The sequence below is a fragment of the Actinophytocola sp. genome (assembly GCF_035942955.1).
Classification (GTDB): Bacteria; Actinomycetota; Actinomycetes; order Mycobacteriales; family Pseudonocardiaceae; genus DASYTH01.
The window spans coordinates 43,954-60,387 of record NZ_DASZCQ010000204.1; the positions used below are offsets into that span (position 1 = coordinate 43,954).

11 protein-coding genes are annotated in these 16,434 nt (G+C 70.5%); 6 read left to right on the forward strand and 5 right to left on the reverse strand.

All coding sequences use genetic code 11. The features are described from left to right. Positions 1-4 precede the first annotated feature (4 nt). Genes VGX25_RS20225 through VGX25_RS20240 form a run of 4 tightly spaced genes read left to right on the forward strand, consistent with a single transcriptional unit; the run spans position 5 to position 5,390 of the window. Positions 5-1,879 carry a Xaa-Pro dipeptidyl-peptidase gene (locus VGX25_RS20225; RefSeq protein WP_326919400.1) on the forward strand — a complete coding sequence of 625 codons (1,875 nt, stop codon included), beginning with the start codon at positions 5-7 and terminating at the stop codon, positions 1,877-1,879. 54 nt (positions 1,880-1,933) lie between these two features. Further along, positions 1,934-2,770, forward strand: a complete 837-nt coding sequence (locus tag VGX25_RS20230) for a hypothetical protein (protein WP_326919401.1) — start codon at positions 1,934-1,936, stop codon at positions 2,768-2,770. A gap of 10 nt (positions 2,771-2,780) precedes the next feature. Next, complete coding sequence (locus tag VGX25_RS20235) at positions 2,781-4,145, forward strand: FAD-binding oxidoreductase (RefSeq protein ID WP_326919402.1); 1,365 nt, start codon at positions 2,781-2,783, stop codon at positions 4,143-4,145. Between the two features lie 15 nt (positions 4,146-4,160). Next, positions 4,161-5,390 (forward strand): cyclopropane-fatty-acyl-phospholipid synthase family protein, encoded by a 1,230-nt coding sequence (locus tag VGX25_RS20240; RefSeq protein ID WP_326919403.1) that lies wholly within the window; start codon positions 4,161-4,163, stop codon positions 5,388-5,390. Positions 5,391-5,472: 82 nt separating this feature from the next. On the opposite strand, the gene VGX25_RS20245 is transcribed toward VGX25_RS20240, so the two are convergent. After that, positions 5,473-6,285 (reverse strand): SAM-dependent methyltransferase, encoded by an 813-nt coding sequence (locus VGX25_RS20245; RefSeq protein ID WP_326919404.1) that lies wholly within the window; start codon positions 6,283-6,285, stop codon positions 5,473-5,475. A gap of 166 nt (positions 6,286-6,451) precedes the next feature. Between VGX25_RS20245 and VGX25_RS20250 the strand changes: the two genes are divergently transcribed. Then, a complete protein-coding gene (locus tag VGX25_RS20250; RefSeq protein ID WP_326919405.1) occupies positions 6,452-7,516 on the forward strand; it encodes an alpha/beta hydrolase in 1,065 nt (354 codons plus the stop codon). Continuing rightward, complete coding sequence (locus VGX25_RS20255) at positions 7,516-8,688, forward strand: threonine synthase (protein WP_326919406.1); 1,173 nt, start codon at positions 7,516-7,518, stop codon at positions 8,686-8,688. The genes VGX25_RS20250 and VGX25_RS20255 overlap by 1 nt, the downstream gene beginning before the upstream one ends. Here VGX25_RS20255 and VGX25_RS20260 read toward each other — a convergent pair. The 4 genes from VGX25_RS20260 to VGX25_RS20275 all read right to left on the reverse strand — a co-directional run bounded on the left by VGX25_RS20260 (position 8,657) and on the right by VGX25_RS20275 (position 16,083). Then, on the reverse strand, positions 8,657-12,487 hold the full coding sequence (locus VGX25_RS20260; protein ID WP_326919407.1) for a DUF4062 domain-containing protein: 3,831 nt from the start codon (positions 12,485-12,487) through the stop codon (positions 8,657-8,659). The two genes, VGX25_RS20255 and VGX25_RS20260, sit on opposite strands and share 32 nt — an antisense overlap. A gap of 31 nt (positions 12,488-12,518) precedes the next feature. Continuing rightward, complete coding sequence (locus VGX25_RS20265) at positions 12,519-13,724, reverse strand: acyl-CoA dehydrogenase family protein (RefSeq protein WP_326919408.1); 1,206 nt, start codon at positions 13,722-13,724, stop codon at positions 12,519-12,521. After that, positions 13,721-15,016, reverse strand: a complete 1,296-nt coding sequence (locus tag VGX25_RS20270) for an acyl-CoA dehydrogenase family protein (protein ID WP_326919448.1) — start codon at positions 15,014-15,016, stop codon at positions 13,721-13,723. The genes VGX25_RS20265 and VGX25_RS20270 overlap by 4 nt, the downstream gene beginning before the upstream one ends. A gap of 110 nt (positions 15,017-15,126) precedes the next feature. Beyond that, complete coding sequence (locus VGX25_RS20275) at positions 15,127-16,083, reverse strand: D-2-hydroxyacid dehydrogenase (RefSeq protein ID WP_326919409.1); 957 nt, start codon at positions 16,081-16,083, stop codon at positions 15,127-15,129. Between the last annotated feature and the right edge of the window lie 351 nt (positions 16,084-16,434).

Below are 16,434 nucleotides of genomic sequence, written 5' to 3' on the forward strand. Positions count from 1 at the left end.
TCGCATGCGCCGCCTGCTCGCGCTCCTGTCCGCTTCCGTGATCGCACTGTCGGTCACCGTGCCCGTCGCGGCCGCGGCCGGCCCGGTGGATGACCGGCCGACGCCGCCGCCGTGGCTGGTGATCCAGGACGGGGTGAGCCAGCCCCAGTTCTCGCTGGCCGACGCGATCGAGGAGACCGTGTTCGTCGAGACGGTGGTCGACTCGGACCTCGACGGCAAGCGCGACCGGGTGCGGCTGCGGCTGTCCCGGCCGGGCGAGACCAGGACCCAGGGCATCAAGGTGCCGGTGATCTTCGAGCACAGCCCGTACCGGTTCGGCACCGACGGCGCGCCCAACCACAACGTGGACTTCGACGTGCTGCCGCAGGAGTTCATCCAGCCGCAAGCACAGCCGGAGTTGAGCATCCAGGCCGCGCAGCCTCGGCCGCTGCCCGACCTACCGGGAGGGCTGGACAACTTCTGGGTGCCGCGCGGCTACGCGGTGGTGCTCGGCGAGAGCATCGGCACGGCGTTCTCCGACGGCTGCCCGACCATCGGCGACATGAAGGAGACGCTGGGCACCAAGGCGATCATCGACTGGCTCAACGGCCGCGCCAAGGGATGGAACGAGCAGGGGCAGCCGGTCGCCGCGGACTGGACCACCGGCGACGTCGGCATGATCGGCACGTCGTACAACGGGACCCTGCCGAACATGGTGGCCACCACCGGGGTCGAGGGCCTGCGCACGATCGTTCCGGTGTCGGCGATCGCCAGCTGGTACGACTACTACCGGGCCAACGGCCTGGTCCGCGCGCCGCACTCGGCCCAGTCGGGCGTGGGCCTCAACGAGTTCCAGGGTGAGGACCTCGACGTGCTGGCGATCTTCACCCAGGGCGAGTCGCGGTTCGCCAAGTGCGCGCACATCACCGAGCAGCTGCTGCAGTTCCAGGACCGGATCACCGGCGACTACAGCCCGTACTGGCACGAGCGGGACTACCTGCACCGCGCCGGCGGCGTCGAGGCCAGCGTGTTCGTGGTGCACGGGCTCGAGGACTACAACGTCATGACCAAGGCGTTCGCGTCCTGGTGGGACCGGCTGACCCGGCTCAACGTGCCGCGCAAGATCTGGCTGCACAAGGACGGGCACGGCGGCCCGCGCGCGCCCAGTGACTACCAGCGCACGCTCAACCGCTGGTTCGACCACTGGCTGTTCGGGGTGGACAACGGGATCATGAACGATCCCCGGGCCGACGTGCAGCGGCCGGACGGCACCTACCAGAAGTTCGCCGACTGGCCGGTCCCCGGCACCCGCGACGCCACCCTGTTCCTGTCGGCCACCAACGCCACCGAGCCGGGCGGGCTCGGCACCGAGCCGCAGCTCACCGGACCAAGGCCGCGGCAGAGCTTCGTCGACCGCGGGCGCGAGCTCGACACCGACGTCGACCTGCTGCCCAACCCGGACACGGCCAACCCGAACCGGCTGGTCTACGTGTCCCCGCCGCTGGCAAGGACCGCGCAGCTGAGCGGCACGCCGACCGTGTCGCTGCGCGCGTCGGTGGACAACCGGTACGCGGCGAACCTGACCGCCGTGCTGGTCGACTACGGACCCGTCGGCAGCGCCGACCCGCCGGTCATGGTGACCCGCGGCTGGATGGACGTGCAGAACCGCCGGGAGCTGGACCGCAGCCGGCCGATCCAGCAGGGTCAGGAGTACACCTTCGACTTCGACCTGCAGGCCGACGACTACGTCTTCCCGGCCGGGCACCGGATCGGTCTCGTGGTCGTGTCCACCGACATGCACTACACGCTGCGCCCGCTGCCCGGCACCGAGCTGACCGTCTTCCCGGCCCGCAGCGAGGTCACGCTGCCGATCGTGGGAGGTACGACGGGCCTGTTCTGACCGGAGGGCCGCGCCGGTTGGTGTATTGGCGCCGTGCCAGTAGGCTGCGGGCCCATGCTGGTTCGGCGCCGCACCACCGCGTTGTTGTCCGCCTTGGCCGTGCTGCTGGCGGGGCTGGCGGTCCCGGCCGCGGCGGACGTCCGGCGCACCCCGGCGGACTGTGCCGCCGCGCTGGACTGCACCGCGGCCGACATCGATCTGATGACGATGGCCGAGCGGCTGGAGCTCGTGCGCGGCATGCAGGCCGGGCCGGCGGCGGCGCTCGGCGCGACCGACCGGTGGCGCAACATCGAGGGCGTGATCACGTTCTTCCGTGATCATTCGCTCGGGCCGTCCGGCAGCTGGGTGTCCTATGTGGACGCCGGGATCGTCGAGGGGATCGAGCGTGGGATCGCGATCGCGTTGGGATGGTCGTCCGACACGTTCGGCAATCCGGGATCGGCGCTCTGGGCCAGCTACCTGACCAGGCTCAGCACCGGGGCGCTTGGCACCCGGTCGGCGCACGACCGGGCGTGGAGCGAGGCCGAGCAGGCCTCCACCGAGCACGGCGACGCGCTGGCCGCCGCGCACGGTCAGCACGCCACGCCAGTGGAGTGGCGCTTCTACCAGTTCTCCGAGGTGTACCGGTGGGCGCTGCGCAACCGGCCGGTGGTGCTCGACCTGCTCGCGGTGTACGGCCCGCTGATCCACCCGGCGCTTGCCCGGCTGCGGGTGCCGTTCTACGACTGGTTCACCGACGTGAGCCGGTCGGCGCCGTCCTACAAGGGCTGCGAGATGGCCTACGGGTTCGCCCAGCTGCACCCGATCGCCGGCGTCGTCGGCGTGGCCGGGCTGTTCCTGGCGTACGTCGCCGAGCTGTTCGACGAGTACCTGGTGGACACCTCCGATTAGCATCGGAGGAATGAGCACCCAGGTGTGGCACGACCGGGCGGTGGACCGGTTGCGGGAACAGCTGGCCGCGCTGCCGGAGGGCGCGCCGATCCGGCTGGCCAAGCCCACCTCGAACCTGTTCCGGTTCCGCGAGCCGCCGACGGGTCAGGCGCTGGACGTCTCGGCGTTCGGCGACGTGCTGTACGTCGACCCGCTGACCCGCACCGCCGACGTCGGCGGGATGACCACCTACGAGCGGCTGGTCGACGCCACGCTGCCGTACGGGCTGATGCCGCTGGTCGTGCCGCAGCTCAAGACGATCACGCTGGGTGGCGCGGTGGCCGGGCTGGGCATCGAGTCGTCCTCGTTCCGCAACGGCATGCCGCACGAGTCCGTGCAGGAGATGGAGATCCTCACCGGCGCCGGCGACGTGGTGCTGGCCCGGCCGGACAACGAGCACCGCGACCTGTTCCACGGCTTCCCCAACTCCTACGGCACGCTCGGCTACACCCTGCGACTGCGCATCGAGCTCGAGCCGGTGCAACCGACCGTGGCGCTGCGGCACGTCCGCTTCGCCGACACCGCCGCGTGCGCCGTCGCGATCGAACGGATCTGCGCGGAGCGCTCCTACGAGGGCCGGACCGTCGACTTCATCGACGGCACGGTGTTCTCCGGCGACGAGTTGTACCTCACGCTCGGCGCGTTCGCCGGCGGGGCGTCCGGCCTTTCCGACTACACCGGACGCGACATCTACTACAAGTCCATCCGCGAGCGCGCCACCGACCGTCTGTCCACACGCGACTACCTGTGGCGGTGGGACACCGACTGGTTCTGGTGCTCCAAGGCGCTCGGGGCGCAGCACCCGGTGATCCGCCGGCTGTGGCCCAAGCGGTACCTGCGGTCCGACGTGTACCGCAAGCTGGTCGCGCTGGACCGCCGGCACCGGCTGTCCGACCGGATCGGGCGGCTGCGCAACGACCCGGCCCGCGAGGCGGTCATCCAGGACGTGGAGATCCCGGTGGACCGGCTCGCCGAGTTCATGGACTTCTTCCACGCCGACATCGGGATCAGCCCGGTGTGGCTGTGCCCGGTGCGGCTGCGGACCGACACGACCTGGCCGCTGTACCCGATGGACCCGGCGACGCTGTACGTCAACGTCGGCTTCTGGGCCACGGTGGCGCTCGATCCCGACGAGCCGGACGGCACGCACAACCGGCTGATCGAGCGCAAGGTCGCCGAGCTCGGCGGGCACAAGTCGCTGTATTCCACCTCATACTTCGGCGAGGACGAGTTCTGGGCGCTGTACAACGGAACGCGGTACCGGACGCTGAAGGACGCCTACGACCCGCGCGGTCGGCTGCCCGACCTGTACGACAAGTGCGTGCGAAACCGGTGACGGAGAGGAGCGAGCATGCGGCTGGCCGAGATCTTCGAGCGTGTGATGGGGCACGAGGCCCCGGTCGAGTTCCAGGCCTACGACGGTTCCCGGGCCGGAGATCGGGACGCGCCGGTCCGGGTCGAGGTGCGCTCGCCGCTCGCGCTGTCCTACCTCGCCTCGGCGCCCGGTGAGCTCGGGCTGGCCAGGGCGTACGTCAGCGGCCACCTGGACATCGTCGGGGACATGTACACCGCGCTGGCGAGCATGGCCACCTCCACCCTGGAGGGCATCCCCGCCAAGGTGAAGGCGGAGCTGGCGTTGCGGCTGAGCTGGTCGCGGCTGTGGTGGCCGGTGCGCCGGCCGCCGGTGGAGTCGCGGCTGCGCGGCCGGCGGCACTCCAAGGCGCGCGACCAGAAGGCGATCGCCCACCACTACGACGTGTCCAACCGGTTCTACGAATGGATCCTCGGCCCGTCGATGGCCTACACCTGCGCGGTGTACCCCACCGAGGACACCACGCTCGAGCAGGCCCAGTGGACCAAGCACGACCTGGTCGCCCGCAAGCTCGGGCTGACCGAGGGGATGCGGCTGCTCGACGTCGGCTGCGGCTGGGGCGGCATGGTCATGCACGCCGCGCGGCACTACCGGGTGCGCGCGCTGGGCGTCACGCTGTCCCGCAAGCAGGCCGAGTGGGCGCAGAAGGCCATCGCCGAGGCGGGCCTTTCCGAGCTGGCCGAGGTGCGCCACCTCGACTACCGGGACGTCCCCGAGTCCGGCTTCGACGCGGTGAGCTCCATCGGGCTCACCGAGCACATCGGCAAGGCCAACCTGGCGTCCTACGTCCGGTTCCTGCACAGCCGGCTGCGGCCCGGCGGGCGGCTGCTCAACCACTGCATCACCCGGCCGGACAACCACGCCCCGGCGCGCACCGGCGGCTTCATCAACCGCTACGTTTTCCCCGACGGCGAGCTGGAGGGGCCGGGCACCATCGTGTCGGCGATCCACGACAACGGCTTCGAGGTGCGCCACGAGGAGAACCTGCGCGAGCACTACGCGCTCACCCTGGCCGCATGGTGCGCCAACCTCGACGCCCACTGGGACGAAGCGGTACGCGAGGTCGGCGAGGGCCGGGCCCGAGTGTGGCGGCTGTACATGGCAGCGTCGCGGCTGGGCTTCGAGCGCAACACCGTGCAGCTGCACCAGGTGCTCGCGGTCAAGCTGGACGGCACCCGCTCGGGAATGCCGCTGCGCCCGGACTGGTAGGAGCGGCAGCCCGCGACGCGGCCCAACCCCAACGAAACCGCCCGGCCCACCCTCCCGGCGGGGCGCACCCCGGCCCCCGGAGCTAGGGTTTGCGGCCGACTCCGGCCAGGACCAGCGAGCGCTCCGGGTGGTCGTGGGCGTCCTCGGGGTTGTCGGGTCGCCACTGCGGGGTCCAGACCAGGCCGGGCTCGACCAGCTCGGTGCCGGCCATCAGGCTGAGGATCTCCTGCCGGCCGCGGTCCACCCCGGGGGTCGTGGTGCGCTCGTATCCCGCCGCGGCCTCCCGCGGCGGGCGGTCGCGCCCGTGGCTGGTGCCGTGGGAGAGCACCAGGTAGCTGCCCGACGCCATGGCGTCCAGGTAGCGGGCGATCGCCGCGCGGGGGCCGGCGCTGTCCGGGACGAAGTGCAGCACCGACACGATCAACAGTGCCATCGGCTCGTCGAAGTTCAGCAGCCGGCGCGTCGACTCGGAGTTGAGGATCGTGTCCGGGTCGCACAGGTCGGCCTGGACGATCGCGGCGTTCTCGTTGCCCTCCAGGATCAGCTCGCTGTGCGCGACCGCGACCGGCTCGTTGTCGACGTAGACGATCCGGGACTCCGGCGCCATCTCCTGGGCGATCTCGTGCACGTTGCCGACCGTCGGGATGCCCGATCCGAGGTCGAGGAACTGCCGGATGCCGGCGTTGACGCAGAACCGGACGGCCCTGCGCAGGAACGCCCGGTTGCGCCGGGCGGCCAGCTCGGCGTCCGGCATCAGCGCCAGGAACTTCTGGGCGAAGTCCCGGTCGTGCTCGAAGTTGCACGCACCACCGAGGTAGTAGTCGTAGATCCGGGCGGCGTTCGGCCGCTCCAGGTCGATGTTCTGGGGTGCCCAGGAGGGTCGCTCGGCCGGCATAGCCCCCATCGTATGAGGCCTGGGAAGTCAGCCGTGCGGATGATCAGCTATCGCCCTTGGAGCGGTTGCGGCTGGCCCATCCGGTCCAACCGCGGCCCCGCGCACCGGGCGGACGCCGTTGTACCGTTGGCTGGCCCGACCCGCCGATCTTCAGTGAGGACGGCCCATGACCTCGGCTCCCGAGTGGGTGTCCGCAGCCACGTCCAACGTGCTCGCCAAGGCGCTGCGCGGCGGAGTCGCCGACCTGCGACCCGTCCCGCGCACGCTGATCGACAAGGGCCCGACCCGCTCGGTCTACCGCTTCCTCGCTCCCGGCCGCACGCTGGCCGGCGAGCCCGTCCTCCTGGTCCCGCCGCTCGCCGCGCCGGTGCTCTGCTTCGACCTGCGCCGCGGCTGCAGCCTCGCCGAGCACCTGATCGACGGCGGCCGCCTGCTGTACCTCGTCGACTACGGCACGGTCAGCTTCGCCAACCGGCGCCTCGGCCTCGAGCACTGGATCGACGAGGTCCTGCCGCGCACGGTCCGGGCGGTCAGCCGCGACGCAGGCGGGGCGCCGGTGCACATCGTGGCGTGGTGCCTGGGCGGCATCATGTCCCTGCTGACCCACGCCGACCAGCCGCGCCTGCCGATCGCGTCGATCGTGTCGGTCGCCGCGCCGATCGACATGACCGCCATCCCGCTCGTCGCCCCGATCAAGCCGCTGGTCGACGTCACCAAGGGCTGGATCCTCACGCCCGCCTACCGGCTGCTCGGCGGCGCTCCCCGCGCCCTGGTCAAGCGCGCCTTCCAGCTCTCGGCCATCGACAAGCTCGTCACAAGGCCCGCCGCCATACTGTCGCATTTGGACGATCGCGATTTCCTCGCCCAGCTCGAGGCCGTGGACCGCTTCACCGACAACATGGTCGCCTACCCCGGCCGCACGTTCGGCCAGCTCTATCACCGTCTCTTCCGCGCCAACGACCTGGTCGAAGGCGAGGTCGACCTCGGCGGCCGCCGCATCTGTCTGGCCAACGTCAAGGCCCCGGTGCTCGTGATCGCCGGCGCGACCGACGCCATCGCCCCCGAACCGGCCGTGCGCAAGCTCGCCGACGTCCTCACCAACGCCGCGTCCGTCCACTTCGACGTCTGCCCCGGCGGCCACCTCGGTGTGCTCACCGGCCGCCGCGCCCGGCACACCACGTGGCCGCGCATCGACGCCTTCCTGGCCACCCACAACCCCCTCCCCGGCTGATGGCGTACTCCGCGCTCGACCTGCTCCGGTGCCCGGCCTGCGGGGCGGAGCACGACGCCGATCGGGTCACCAACCTGTGCGGCTGCGGATCTCCGCTGCTGGCGGCGTACCGGCTCGACCGGATCACCGTCGCCCGCGAGGAGATCGCCGGGCGGCCGCCGACGCTGTGGCGCTATCACGAGCTGCTGCCGGTGCGCGCGCCCGAGAACGTGCTGAGCCTGGGGGAGGGCATGACCCCGCTGGTGGCGCTGCCCCGGCTCGGCGCGGAGTACGGGGTGCCCCGGCTGCTGATGAAGGACGAGGGCCTGATCCCGACCGGCACGTTCAAGGCCCGCGGCGCGGCGGTGGGCGCCTCGCGGGCGCGGGAGCTGGGAGTGACCGGGATCGCCATGCCGACCAACGGCAACGCCGGCGCGGCGTGGGCGACCTACGCGGCCCGCGGCGGAATGCGCAGCCTGATCGCGATGCCAACCGGCGCGCCGCTGATCACCAGGCGGGAGTGCGCCATCGCCGGCGCTGAGCTGCACATTGTGGACGGACACATCGGACAGTGCGGCCAATTGATCGCGCGGGAGCTCGAGCGGCGCCCGGGATTCCAGGACGTGTCCACGCTCAAGGAGCCGTACCGCCTTGAGGGCAAGAAAACCATGGGCCTCGAGCTGGCCGAGCAGCTCGGCTGGCGGGCGCCGGACGTCATCCTGTACCCCACCGGAGGTGGCGTCGGCCTGATCGGCATCCACAAAGCCATGCTCGAGTTGCGCGACCTCGGCTGGCTCAACGGCACCCCACCCCGGCTGGTCGCGGTGCAGTCCACCGGTTGCGCCCCAGTCGTCCGCGCCTTCGAGCAGCGCGCCACCCACGCCGAGCCCTGGCCCGACCCCCACACCGTCGCTTTCGGACTGACCGTCCCCAAACCCCTCGGCGACAGGCTGATCCTCGATGCGCTCTACGCCACCAACGGGACGGCCATCGCCGTCCCCGACGAGGAGATCCTGGCCGAGCAGTCCCGCTGCGCCCGCCTCGAGGGCGCCTTCCTCTGCCCCGAGGGCGCCGCCACCCTCGCCGCCGTCCGCCACCTGCGCACCACCGGCTGGCTCAGCGAAGACGACGAAGTCGTCGTGCTCAACACCGGCGCCGGGATCAAGTACCCCGAGGTCGGCGACGCGACCTGATGCTGTCGTCGAAGCCTGGCAACGGCAGATCCTGCGGTCCGGCGCGGTCGAGCGCTGGCAGGTGTTCGATGCCGACGCTGTCTCGGGACACCTGGCGTCGAATGTCGGCCCACATCTCGTCGTCCGGTGCCGGCGAATCGTCGAACGGATCCGACATCGGCTGAGCGCGGAGCGGCCCGAAGTCGGAGTCATCGGGCCAGTAGGTGTCGGCGAGGTCGCGCAGCACCTTCCACCACCATCTGTCGGCTGTGGTCTTGGCCTTGTCGAGGAGGGTTTGGCGGACTTCGGGGTCGCGGGGGTGGCGGCGCAGCAGGGCCTGGGCGGCGGCTCGGAAGACGTCGTCGTCATCGTCGTTGTGCAGGCGGTCGCGTAGGGTGTCGGTGGTGCGGGGGTCGTCGGGGGCCAGGTGGTCGAGCAGCGCGAGGGCGTTGTGTCTGAGCCGATAGGTGCCCTGGGTGGTCATCGTGAGCAGTGTGTTGACGATCGATTCGGTTGGGATGTCGGTGGGCGGGTGGGCGGCCAAGTCGGTGGCGCGTGCGTTGTCGAGTAGCTCAGGCGCGGGTATGGCGCGGAGCGGCCAGAAGTCGGGGTCGTCGGGCCAGTGGGTGGTGGCGAGGTCGCGCAGCACCTTCCACCACCGTTCGTCGGCTGTGGTCTTGGCCTTGTCGAGGAGGGTTTGGCGGACTTCGGGGTCGTGTGGGTGGCGGCGCAGCAGGGCCTGGGCGGCGGCTCGGAAGACGTCGGCGTCAGGGTCGTTGCGCAGGCGTTCGCGTAGGGTGTCGGCGGTGCGGGGGTCGTCGGGGGCCAGGCGGTCGAGCAGCGCGAGGGCGTTGTGTTTGCGCTGGTAGCTGTCGTCGTGGGTGGTCATCGCGAGCAGGGTGTTCACGATCGTTTCGATCGGTATACCGGTGGGAAGCTGGGCGACCAGATTGGCGGCGCGTGCATCGTCGAGCAAATCGGAGGAGGGCGCGGCGCGGAAGGGCCAGAAGTCGGGATCGTCGGGCCATTGGGCGTTGACGAGGTCGCGCACCAACTCCCACCCATATGCGTCCACTTCGGTCCGGGTTTTGTCGAGGATGATCTGGCGGACTTCGGGGTCGCGGGGGTGGCGGCGCAGCAGGGCCTGGGCGGCGGCTCGGAAGACGTCGGCGTCAGGGTCGTTGCGCAGGCGTTCGCGCAGGGTGTCGGTGATGCGGGGATCGTCCGGTGCCAGCCGGTCGTGTAACGCCGTCCCGAGAGCGCGCAGCAGTCTACGCTCGGCGTTTGCGAGCTCTTCGAGCCGCCGGACGAGCCGGCTCGGTGGATCGCTTGGTGTGCATGGCGGATCGACACGCACGGTACCGGTCGCAGCGACTCGTGGTGAGCGTCTGACGAGTTCCTCGATCCCGGCCCGCACGGCAGTCCATGCGCGTCCATCCGTGATCTCGGCGGTGATTACCATGGGGAGGAGCGCCGCGGGGCGGTCGGCGAGGACCGCCGCCGCGAGCCGGGCGATGTGCGTCGAGATCGGGGTCCAGACGATGCGGCAGCCCCGATGCTCATACCAGGCGGCGAACGCGTCCCGGTCGGGCCACGCCTCGCCGATGGCTCGGGCGGCGGGAATGATGCGGGAGCCGAGAACGTCGTTGGCGCGAGCGTCCGCTATGCCGACGCCATGTTCCAGCAGCAGCACGATCTCGTTGAGCACAGCCGATGCCGATTCCACGGCGCGTGGGTTCGCGACGTCGGCCAGGCACTCCACCGCGAGGGCGAGCCCGAGTGGGGGTCGCTGACCGAATACTCCAAGCGGCCACGGCCGGTCGAGCTGTAGCAGCCGCTCGATGATGGCGGCCGTGTGGTGCTCGGCCAGCACGGAGGCGAGCAGCCGCAGGATCTCCCGCCACTCGGAATCATGAGCGTGCTCGGTGAACAGCGTGGTCAGGTCGTCGAGAGACATGACCTGGTGGCGTTGGAACTTCTGGACGATGGAATCCGCGCAGAAGAACTCCATGAAGGCCCGGTGCACGAAGCCGTAGAGGTCCGGCCCGTATCGGCTCAGGATGAAGTTCCGCTCCCGGAACTGGTCGATCATCAGCGAAGCCAGACGCTTTGCGGTCGCCGGGTCGCTGGCATACCTCTCGGTGAGGTAGGCCTCGAACGTCCGCTGCAGCTCCTCGCGGTGGACGAAGTTCCCGGCCATTCCCGCCTCGGCCGTCTGCATGGACCAGGCAAGCCTGCGCAGCATCTCGCGCTTGTCGTCCTCGCCGAGGTACTCGGCGACCGGGCTTCCCGCCTGCAGTTGCCGGTTGATGTCCCAGTGCTGGACAAGGACGCGGGCGGCGTGGTCGTAAACCTTCCAGCGCTCGCGGGGCAGCGCCTGATGCTTGCCGATGATCGCGAGGATGGTGAGGAGCAGGGGATTTCCGGCGAGCTCGCCGATCGGTCGGGACTCGCGCACGGCCAGGAGCAGCCTTGCCTGGCGGTTGCCGGCCTGATCCGGACGGTCGCTCAGGGCCAGGGCGTACCAGCTGCGGAGGAACTCGGCGATCTGGTCCTCATCGAGATCCTGCAGCGTGTAGTGCGCGAACCCGGCATTGGTCAGCAGTGATCTGCGGTAACCCGCGATGCGGGACGTCACCACGATCCGCACCGACGGGAACCGAACCGCGAACGCCGCGATCTCGCCGGCGATCTCCTCGCGCTGCCGTGGCTCGAACACCTCGTCGAGACCGTCGAACACGGCGACCGCCGGACCGCCGCCGGCCAGGTACGGACCGAGCTCTCCCTGGGCGATGCCGAGCCCCTGCGTGTCCCAGAGGTGATCGAGAAGGTCGAGAATCGAGCGGCACGACCCCTCCGCGCGCAGTGCCACGTAACGCTTCAACTCGATCAGCAGCGGCAGATGCCCGGTCAGTGGGCCGAGGTCTTCACCAAGCCCGGCCAGGCTGAGCATCAGGAACCGGGCGAGTGTCGACTTTCCGGAGCCGGGGTCGCCGAGGATCACCACACATCGCGCGGGGCCCTGGATGACGCCGATGGCCTTGACCCGGGGCTTCGCGCGGTATGCCGCCCGGGCCTCGCGGAGGCGCTCCACGTCGAAACCGTCCGGCAGCTCGTCCTCGTCGATCTCGCCCTGCGCGAGCAGCCGCTGGAGCAGCTCGCGCGGAACCTCGATCGGTGGTGGATCCTCCCGCACGTACTGCTCGACGAACACCGACTCGAGCCTGATCTGCAGGTATTCCTCCCGCTCCGGCGGAGTGAGCGCATCGAGATCGAGGCGGCCGTATTGCTGGCGCAGCCGCTGAAAATACTGGCGGAGCATCTCCGGATCGAGCTGGTGAATCTTCTCCGGGATGTCGGACTGCTGTACCAGCTGCCGGGACATGGCGGTGGCCACCGCCGTACCCAGTTCCTGCGCATTGGCAAAGAACGTCACCGTGTGCTTTTCGGCGAGCTCGGCGCGGAGCGCCTCGATCTGGTCGGCCGCATCGCCGCGATCGACCATGTTCCGCGGCCACATGGCGTCCTCGCCGAGCAGGAAGATGAGGCACGGGATGCCGGCCTCGACTGCCGTTCGGTACTCCAACTCGGTGATCGATTGGGTGTACCCGTCCGGAACGTGCCCGTACCGCCACGCGAACAGTCCGATGTACAGTTCCGCGTCCCGGACGTCCCGCAGGCAAACGTCGACGGGGCGATCGGGTTCGGCGACGTAATACTCCATGGCGACGTCGTCCTGACGCAGCTTCCGCAGCGTCGTGTGCACGACCTGGCGGCACTCGACGAGATCCTTATAGGTCGAGGAAACGTAGACGCGCACGTGCCGGTGATCGGGTCCGGACGGCGGTGTGTTACTTCAGTTCCGCCGAGGTCTTGCCGAGCAGGCGGCGGGCGATGATCAGTTGCTGGATTTGTTGGGTGCCCTCGAAGATGTCGAGGATCTTGGCGTCTCGGGCCCATTTTTCCAGCAGGCTGTTCTCCGAGTAGGCCAGGCTGCCGCACAGTTCGACGCAGCGGAGGGTGATCTCGGTGGCGCAGCGGCCGGCCTTGGCCTTGGCGTAGGAGGCGTGCAGCGAGTTGGGCTTGCCGTTGTCGGCCATCCACGCGGCCTCGAGGGTGAGCAGGTACATCGCCTCGAAGTCGGCCTCCATGGCCAGGAACGCGGCCGCGGCGGCGGGCTGGGAGTCGGCCGGGCGGTCGTAGTCGATCTCGATGCCGGCCTCCTCGAGCACGCGCCGGGTCTCCTCGAGAGCGGCGCGGGCCACGCCGACGGCCATGGCGGCGACCAGCGGGCGGGTGTTGTCGAAGGTCTGCATGACCCCGGCGAACCCCTGCTCGGTGTTGATCTCGGGGCTGCCCAGCAGGTTCTCCTTGGGCACGCGCACGTTGTCCAGCCGCAGGTGCGCGGTGTCCGAGGCGCGGATGCCGAGCTTGTGCTCCAGCCGCACCAGCTCGAACCCGGGGGTTCCGCGTTCGACCACAAAGGACTTGATCGCGGCCCGGCCCTTCGACTTGTCCACGGTGGCCCAGACGACGACCGCGTCCGCCCGCTCGCCGGAGGTGACGAAGATCTTCTCACCGTTGAGCACGTAGTGGTCGCCGTCCAGCGTCGCCGTGGTCCGGATCGCGGCCGAGTCGGAACCGCAGTCGGGCTCGGTGATGGCCATCGCGGCCCACTTTCCGCCGAACCGTTCGAGCTGCTCCTCGTTGGCCACCGAGGCGATCGCCGCGTTGCCGAGGCCCTGGCGCGGCATGGACAGCAGCAGCGCGACGTCACCCCAGCACATCTCGATCGTGCCGAGCGCCAGCGCGAGGTTCGAGCCGTTGACGACCTGCCCGTTGCCGCCCTTGGTGCTGCGCCGGACCCCGCCCGCGCCTGCGCCGCTGCCCGAGGCGTTCAATCCGTCCAGCAGGGCGGCCAGCGTGTCCAGCTCCTTGGGATAGGTGTGCTCGGCCCGGTCGTACTTGCGTGAGTTCGGCCGGAAGAACGCGGCCGCGGCCTGGTGCGCCCGGTCGACCAGCTGCTCGAACTTCCTGGGGATCTCGAGGTTGATCATACGAGCACCGCGCCTTCCATCAGACCGATCGCCCGCAGGTCGCGGTACCACCGCTCGACCGGGTGCTCCTTGACGTACCCGTGCCCGCCGAGCAGCTGCACGCCGTCGCTGCCGATGGCCATTCCCTTGTCCGCACACAGTTTCCGGGCCAGCGCGACCTCCCTGGCGAACGGCCTGCCCTGCTCGGCCCGGCTCGCCGCGCGCAGCGTCACCAGCCGCATGCCCTCCAGCTCGGTGCCGATGTCGGCGACCTTGAACGCCACCCCCTGCCGGTGGCTGACCGGCTCGCCGAAGGCCACCCGCTCGTTGACGTACGGCACCACGTAGTCCAGCACGGCCTGGGCGGTTCCGACGGCGAGCGCGCACCAGCCCAGCCGGGCCAGCCGGACGCACTCGGCGTACACAGTGGACGAAGCGTCACCGAGCAACGCCGTCGCCGGCACGGCCACCCGGTCCAACGTCAGCCGGCCGGTGCCGGCCGCGCGCAGTCCCATGCCGGGCTCCGCCTCGACGGTCACGCCGGAGCCGCCGGACTCCACGAGGAACAGTGCGGGGCCGCGGCCGTCCAGCTCGGCGGCGATCACGAACAGCTCGGCCGCGGCCGCCCGCGGCACGAGCGACTTCACGCCACTGAGGACGAACCCGCCGGAGCTGCGGTATGCCTTGGTACGCAAGGAGAACGGGTCGAACAGCGGGTGCGGCTCCTGGATCGCCAGCGCCGCGGCCGGCGCGTTGTCCGCCACGAACGGCGGCAGGTAGGTGGCCTGCTGGTGCTCGTCACCCCACAGCACGAGCGCGGTGCTCACCGCCGCCGGCGCCAGGCAGGCCACGGCCAGCCCGAGATCGCCGTGCGCCAGCGCCTCGGCCACCAGCGCGTTGGTGACCGTGGAGCGCTCGGCGCCCAGCCCGCCCAGCTCCTCCGGCACGCCGATCGCGGTGATCCCGAGCTCGGTGGCGGTGGCGAGGATCCCTTGCGGCGCCTCACACTTCGCGTCGGCGTCCGCGGCGATCGGGCGGAGCTGCTCGGCGGCGAACTCCACCACCGTGCCGCGGATCAGCTCCTGCTCGTCGGTCAGCGTGAGGTCGAACAGGTCCCGGCGGTCGGCGGTCGGCAGGCGTTTCGGCGCGGTCAGCGTCCGCGTCGCGGCCCAGGTCCGGCCGGCCACCCCGATCGTCTGGAAGCCGGCCCTCGTCATCCCCGAGACGGCCCGCTCGAATGGACCCTTGAGCCCCAGCCGCTCGACGACCCGCGCCCCGGCCACCCGGTTGAGTGCGGACATGGCCACGCCGATGGCACTGCGCCGGGGCGGCGACGTCCCCGGCTCATGCTTGCTCGCCACTGCGAACCTCTCCCCGTGCTCCGGCACTACTCGCGAGTATCTACTCTAGAGTAGGGTAAACCTCAGTGGCTCTTGTGCACCACGTTGCGCAGCTCACGGCCCTCGACGTACCGGATGAGGTTGTCCACGAACAACGCGACGAGCTCGTCGCGCCAGCCGACCACCTGACCCGACATGTGCGGCGAGATCAGCACGTTCTGCATTGTCCACAGTGGCGACGACTCGTCCGGACGCTCCTCGGCGAAGACGTCGAGGGCGGCGCCCGCGATCCGGCCCCGCTGCAGCGCGGCCACCAGATCGTCGTGCACCACCAGGGCGCCGCGGCTGACGTTGATCACCCGGGCCGCCGGCTTCATGACGGCGAGCGTGGACGCGTTCACCATGCCCCGGGTGTCCTCGGTCAGCGGCGCCGCCAACACCAGGTAGTCGGTCCGGCGCAGCGCGTCGGTCAACCGATCCATCGGCAGCACCTCGCCGAGGTCGGGATCGCTGGGCCGGCCGAGCCGGCCGATCCCCGACACCCGCATGCCCACCGCGGCCAGCTTGCGCCCGATCGCCCGGCCGATCGTCCCGGTGCCGGCGATCAGCGCGGTCTTCCCGGCCACGCGCTCGGTCTCGCGGGCGTGCCACGTCCCGTCGTCCTGCCGGCGAACCCGTCCCGGCAGGTCCTTGGCGAAGGCCAGCACCAGCCCGAGCACGTACTCGGCGATCGGCTCGTCGAACAGTCCACGCGAGGTGGTCACCAGCACGTCGCTGGCGATCAGCTCACCGGGCAGCACCTGGCCGGTCCCCGCGCTGGCCGAGTGCACCCAGCGCAGCCCGTCGGCCTTGGCCCAGGCCCTGGTCAGGGCGTTGGACTGGGTGCGCCAGATGAACAGCACGTCCGCGCCGGGCAGCTCGTCGGCCAGCCGCTCGCCCGTCGCGTAGCGCACCGCGGCGCGCTGCTCGACGGCCGCCATGCCGGGTGGCCGGTCGGCGCCGCAGAGCACCACCACGGTCGGGCGGGACGGCTGCTGCATACCCCGATGGTGCCCCGCGCCGCCGCCGAAAGCATCTGCGTAACTAATCGAGTGCGATCGGTGACGTTTTGGAATGCCGACCGCTCGCACGTGCGATTCGTTTTCCTTGCCCTGACATAAATCTGACCACAAAGATTTTCCGATGGCGCCACCCGGGCTCACCGGATCGCCCGAAAGGGTCTGATTGCCGCCACGACCGGGCGGACTCCCCGCGTTCGGGACCTTGGACCCTGTCGGCCCCTCCGTTGAATCAGCAATTATCCCCGTGTGCAACCGAAGGATCCCGGGCCAGGGCCTTCCCCACCCGGCAGCGAGGCGCCGTCGTAGGGCCGTATCCCCGCCGGCGGCGGG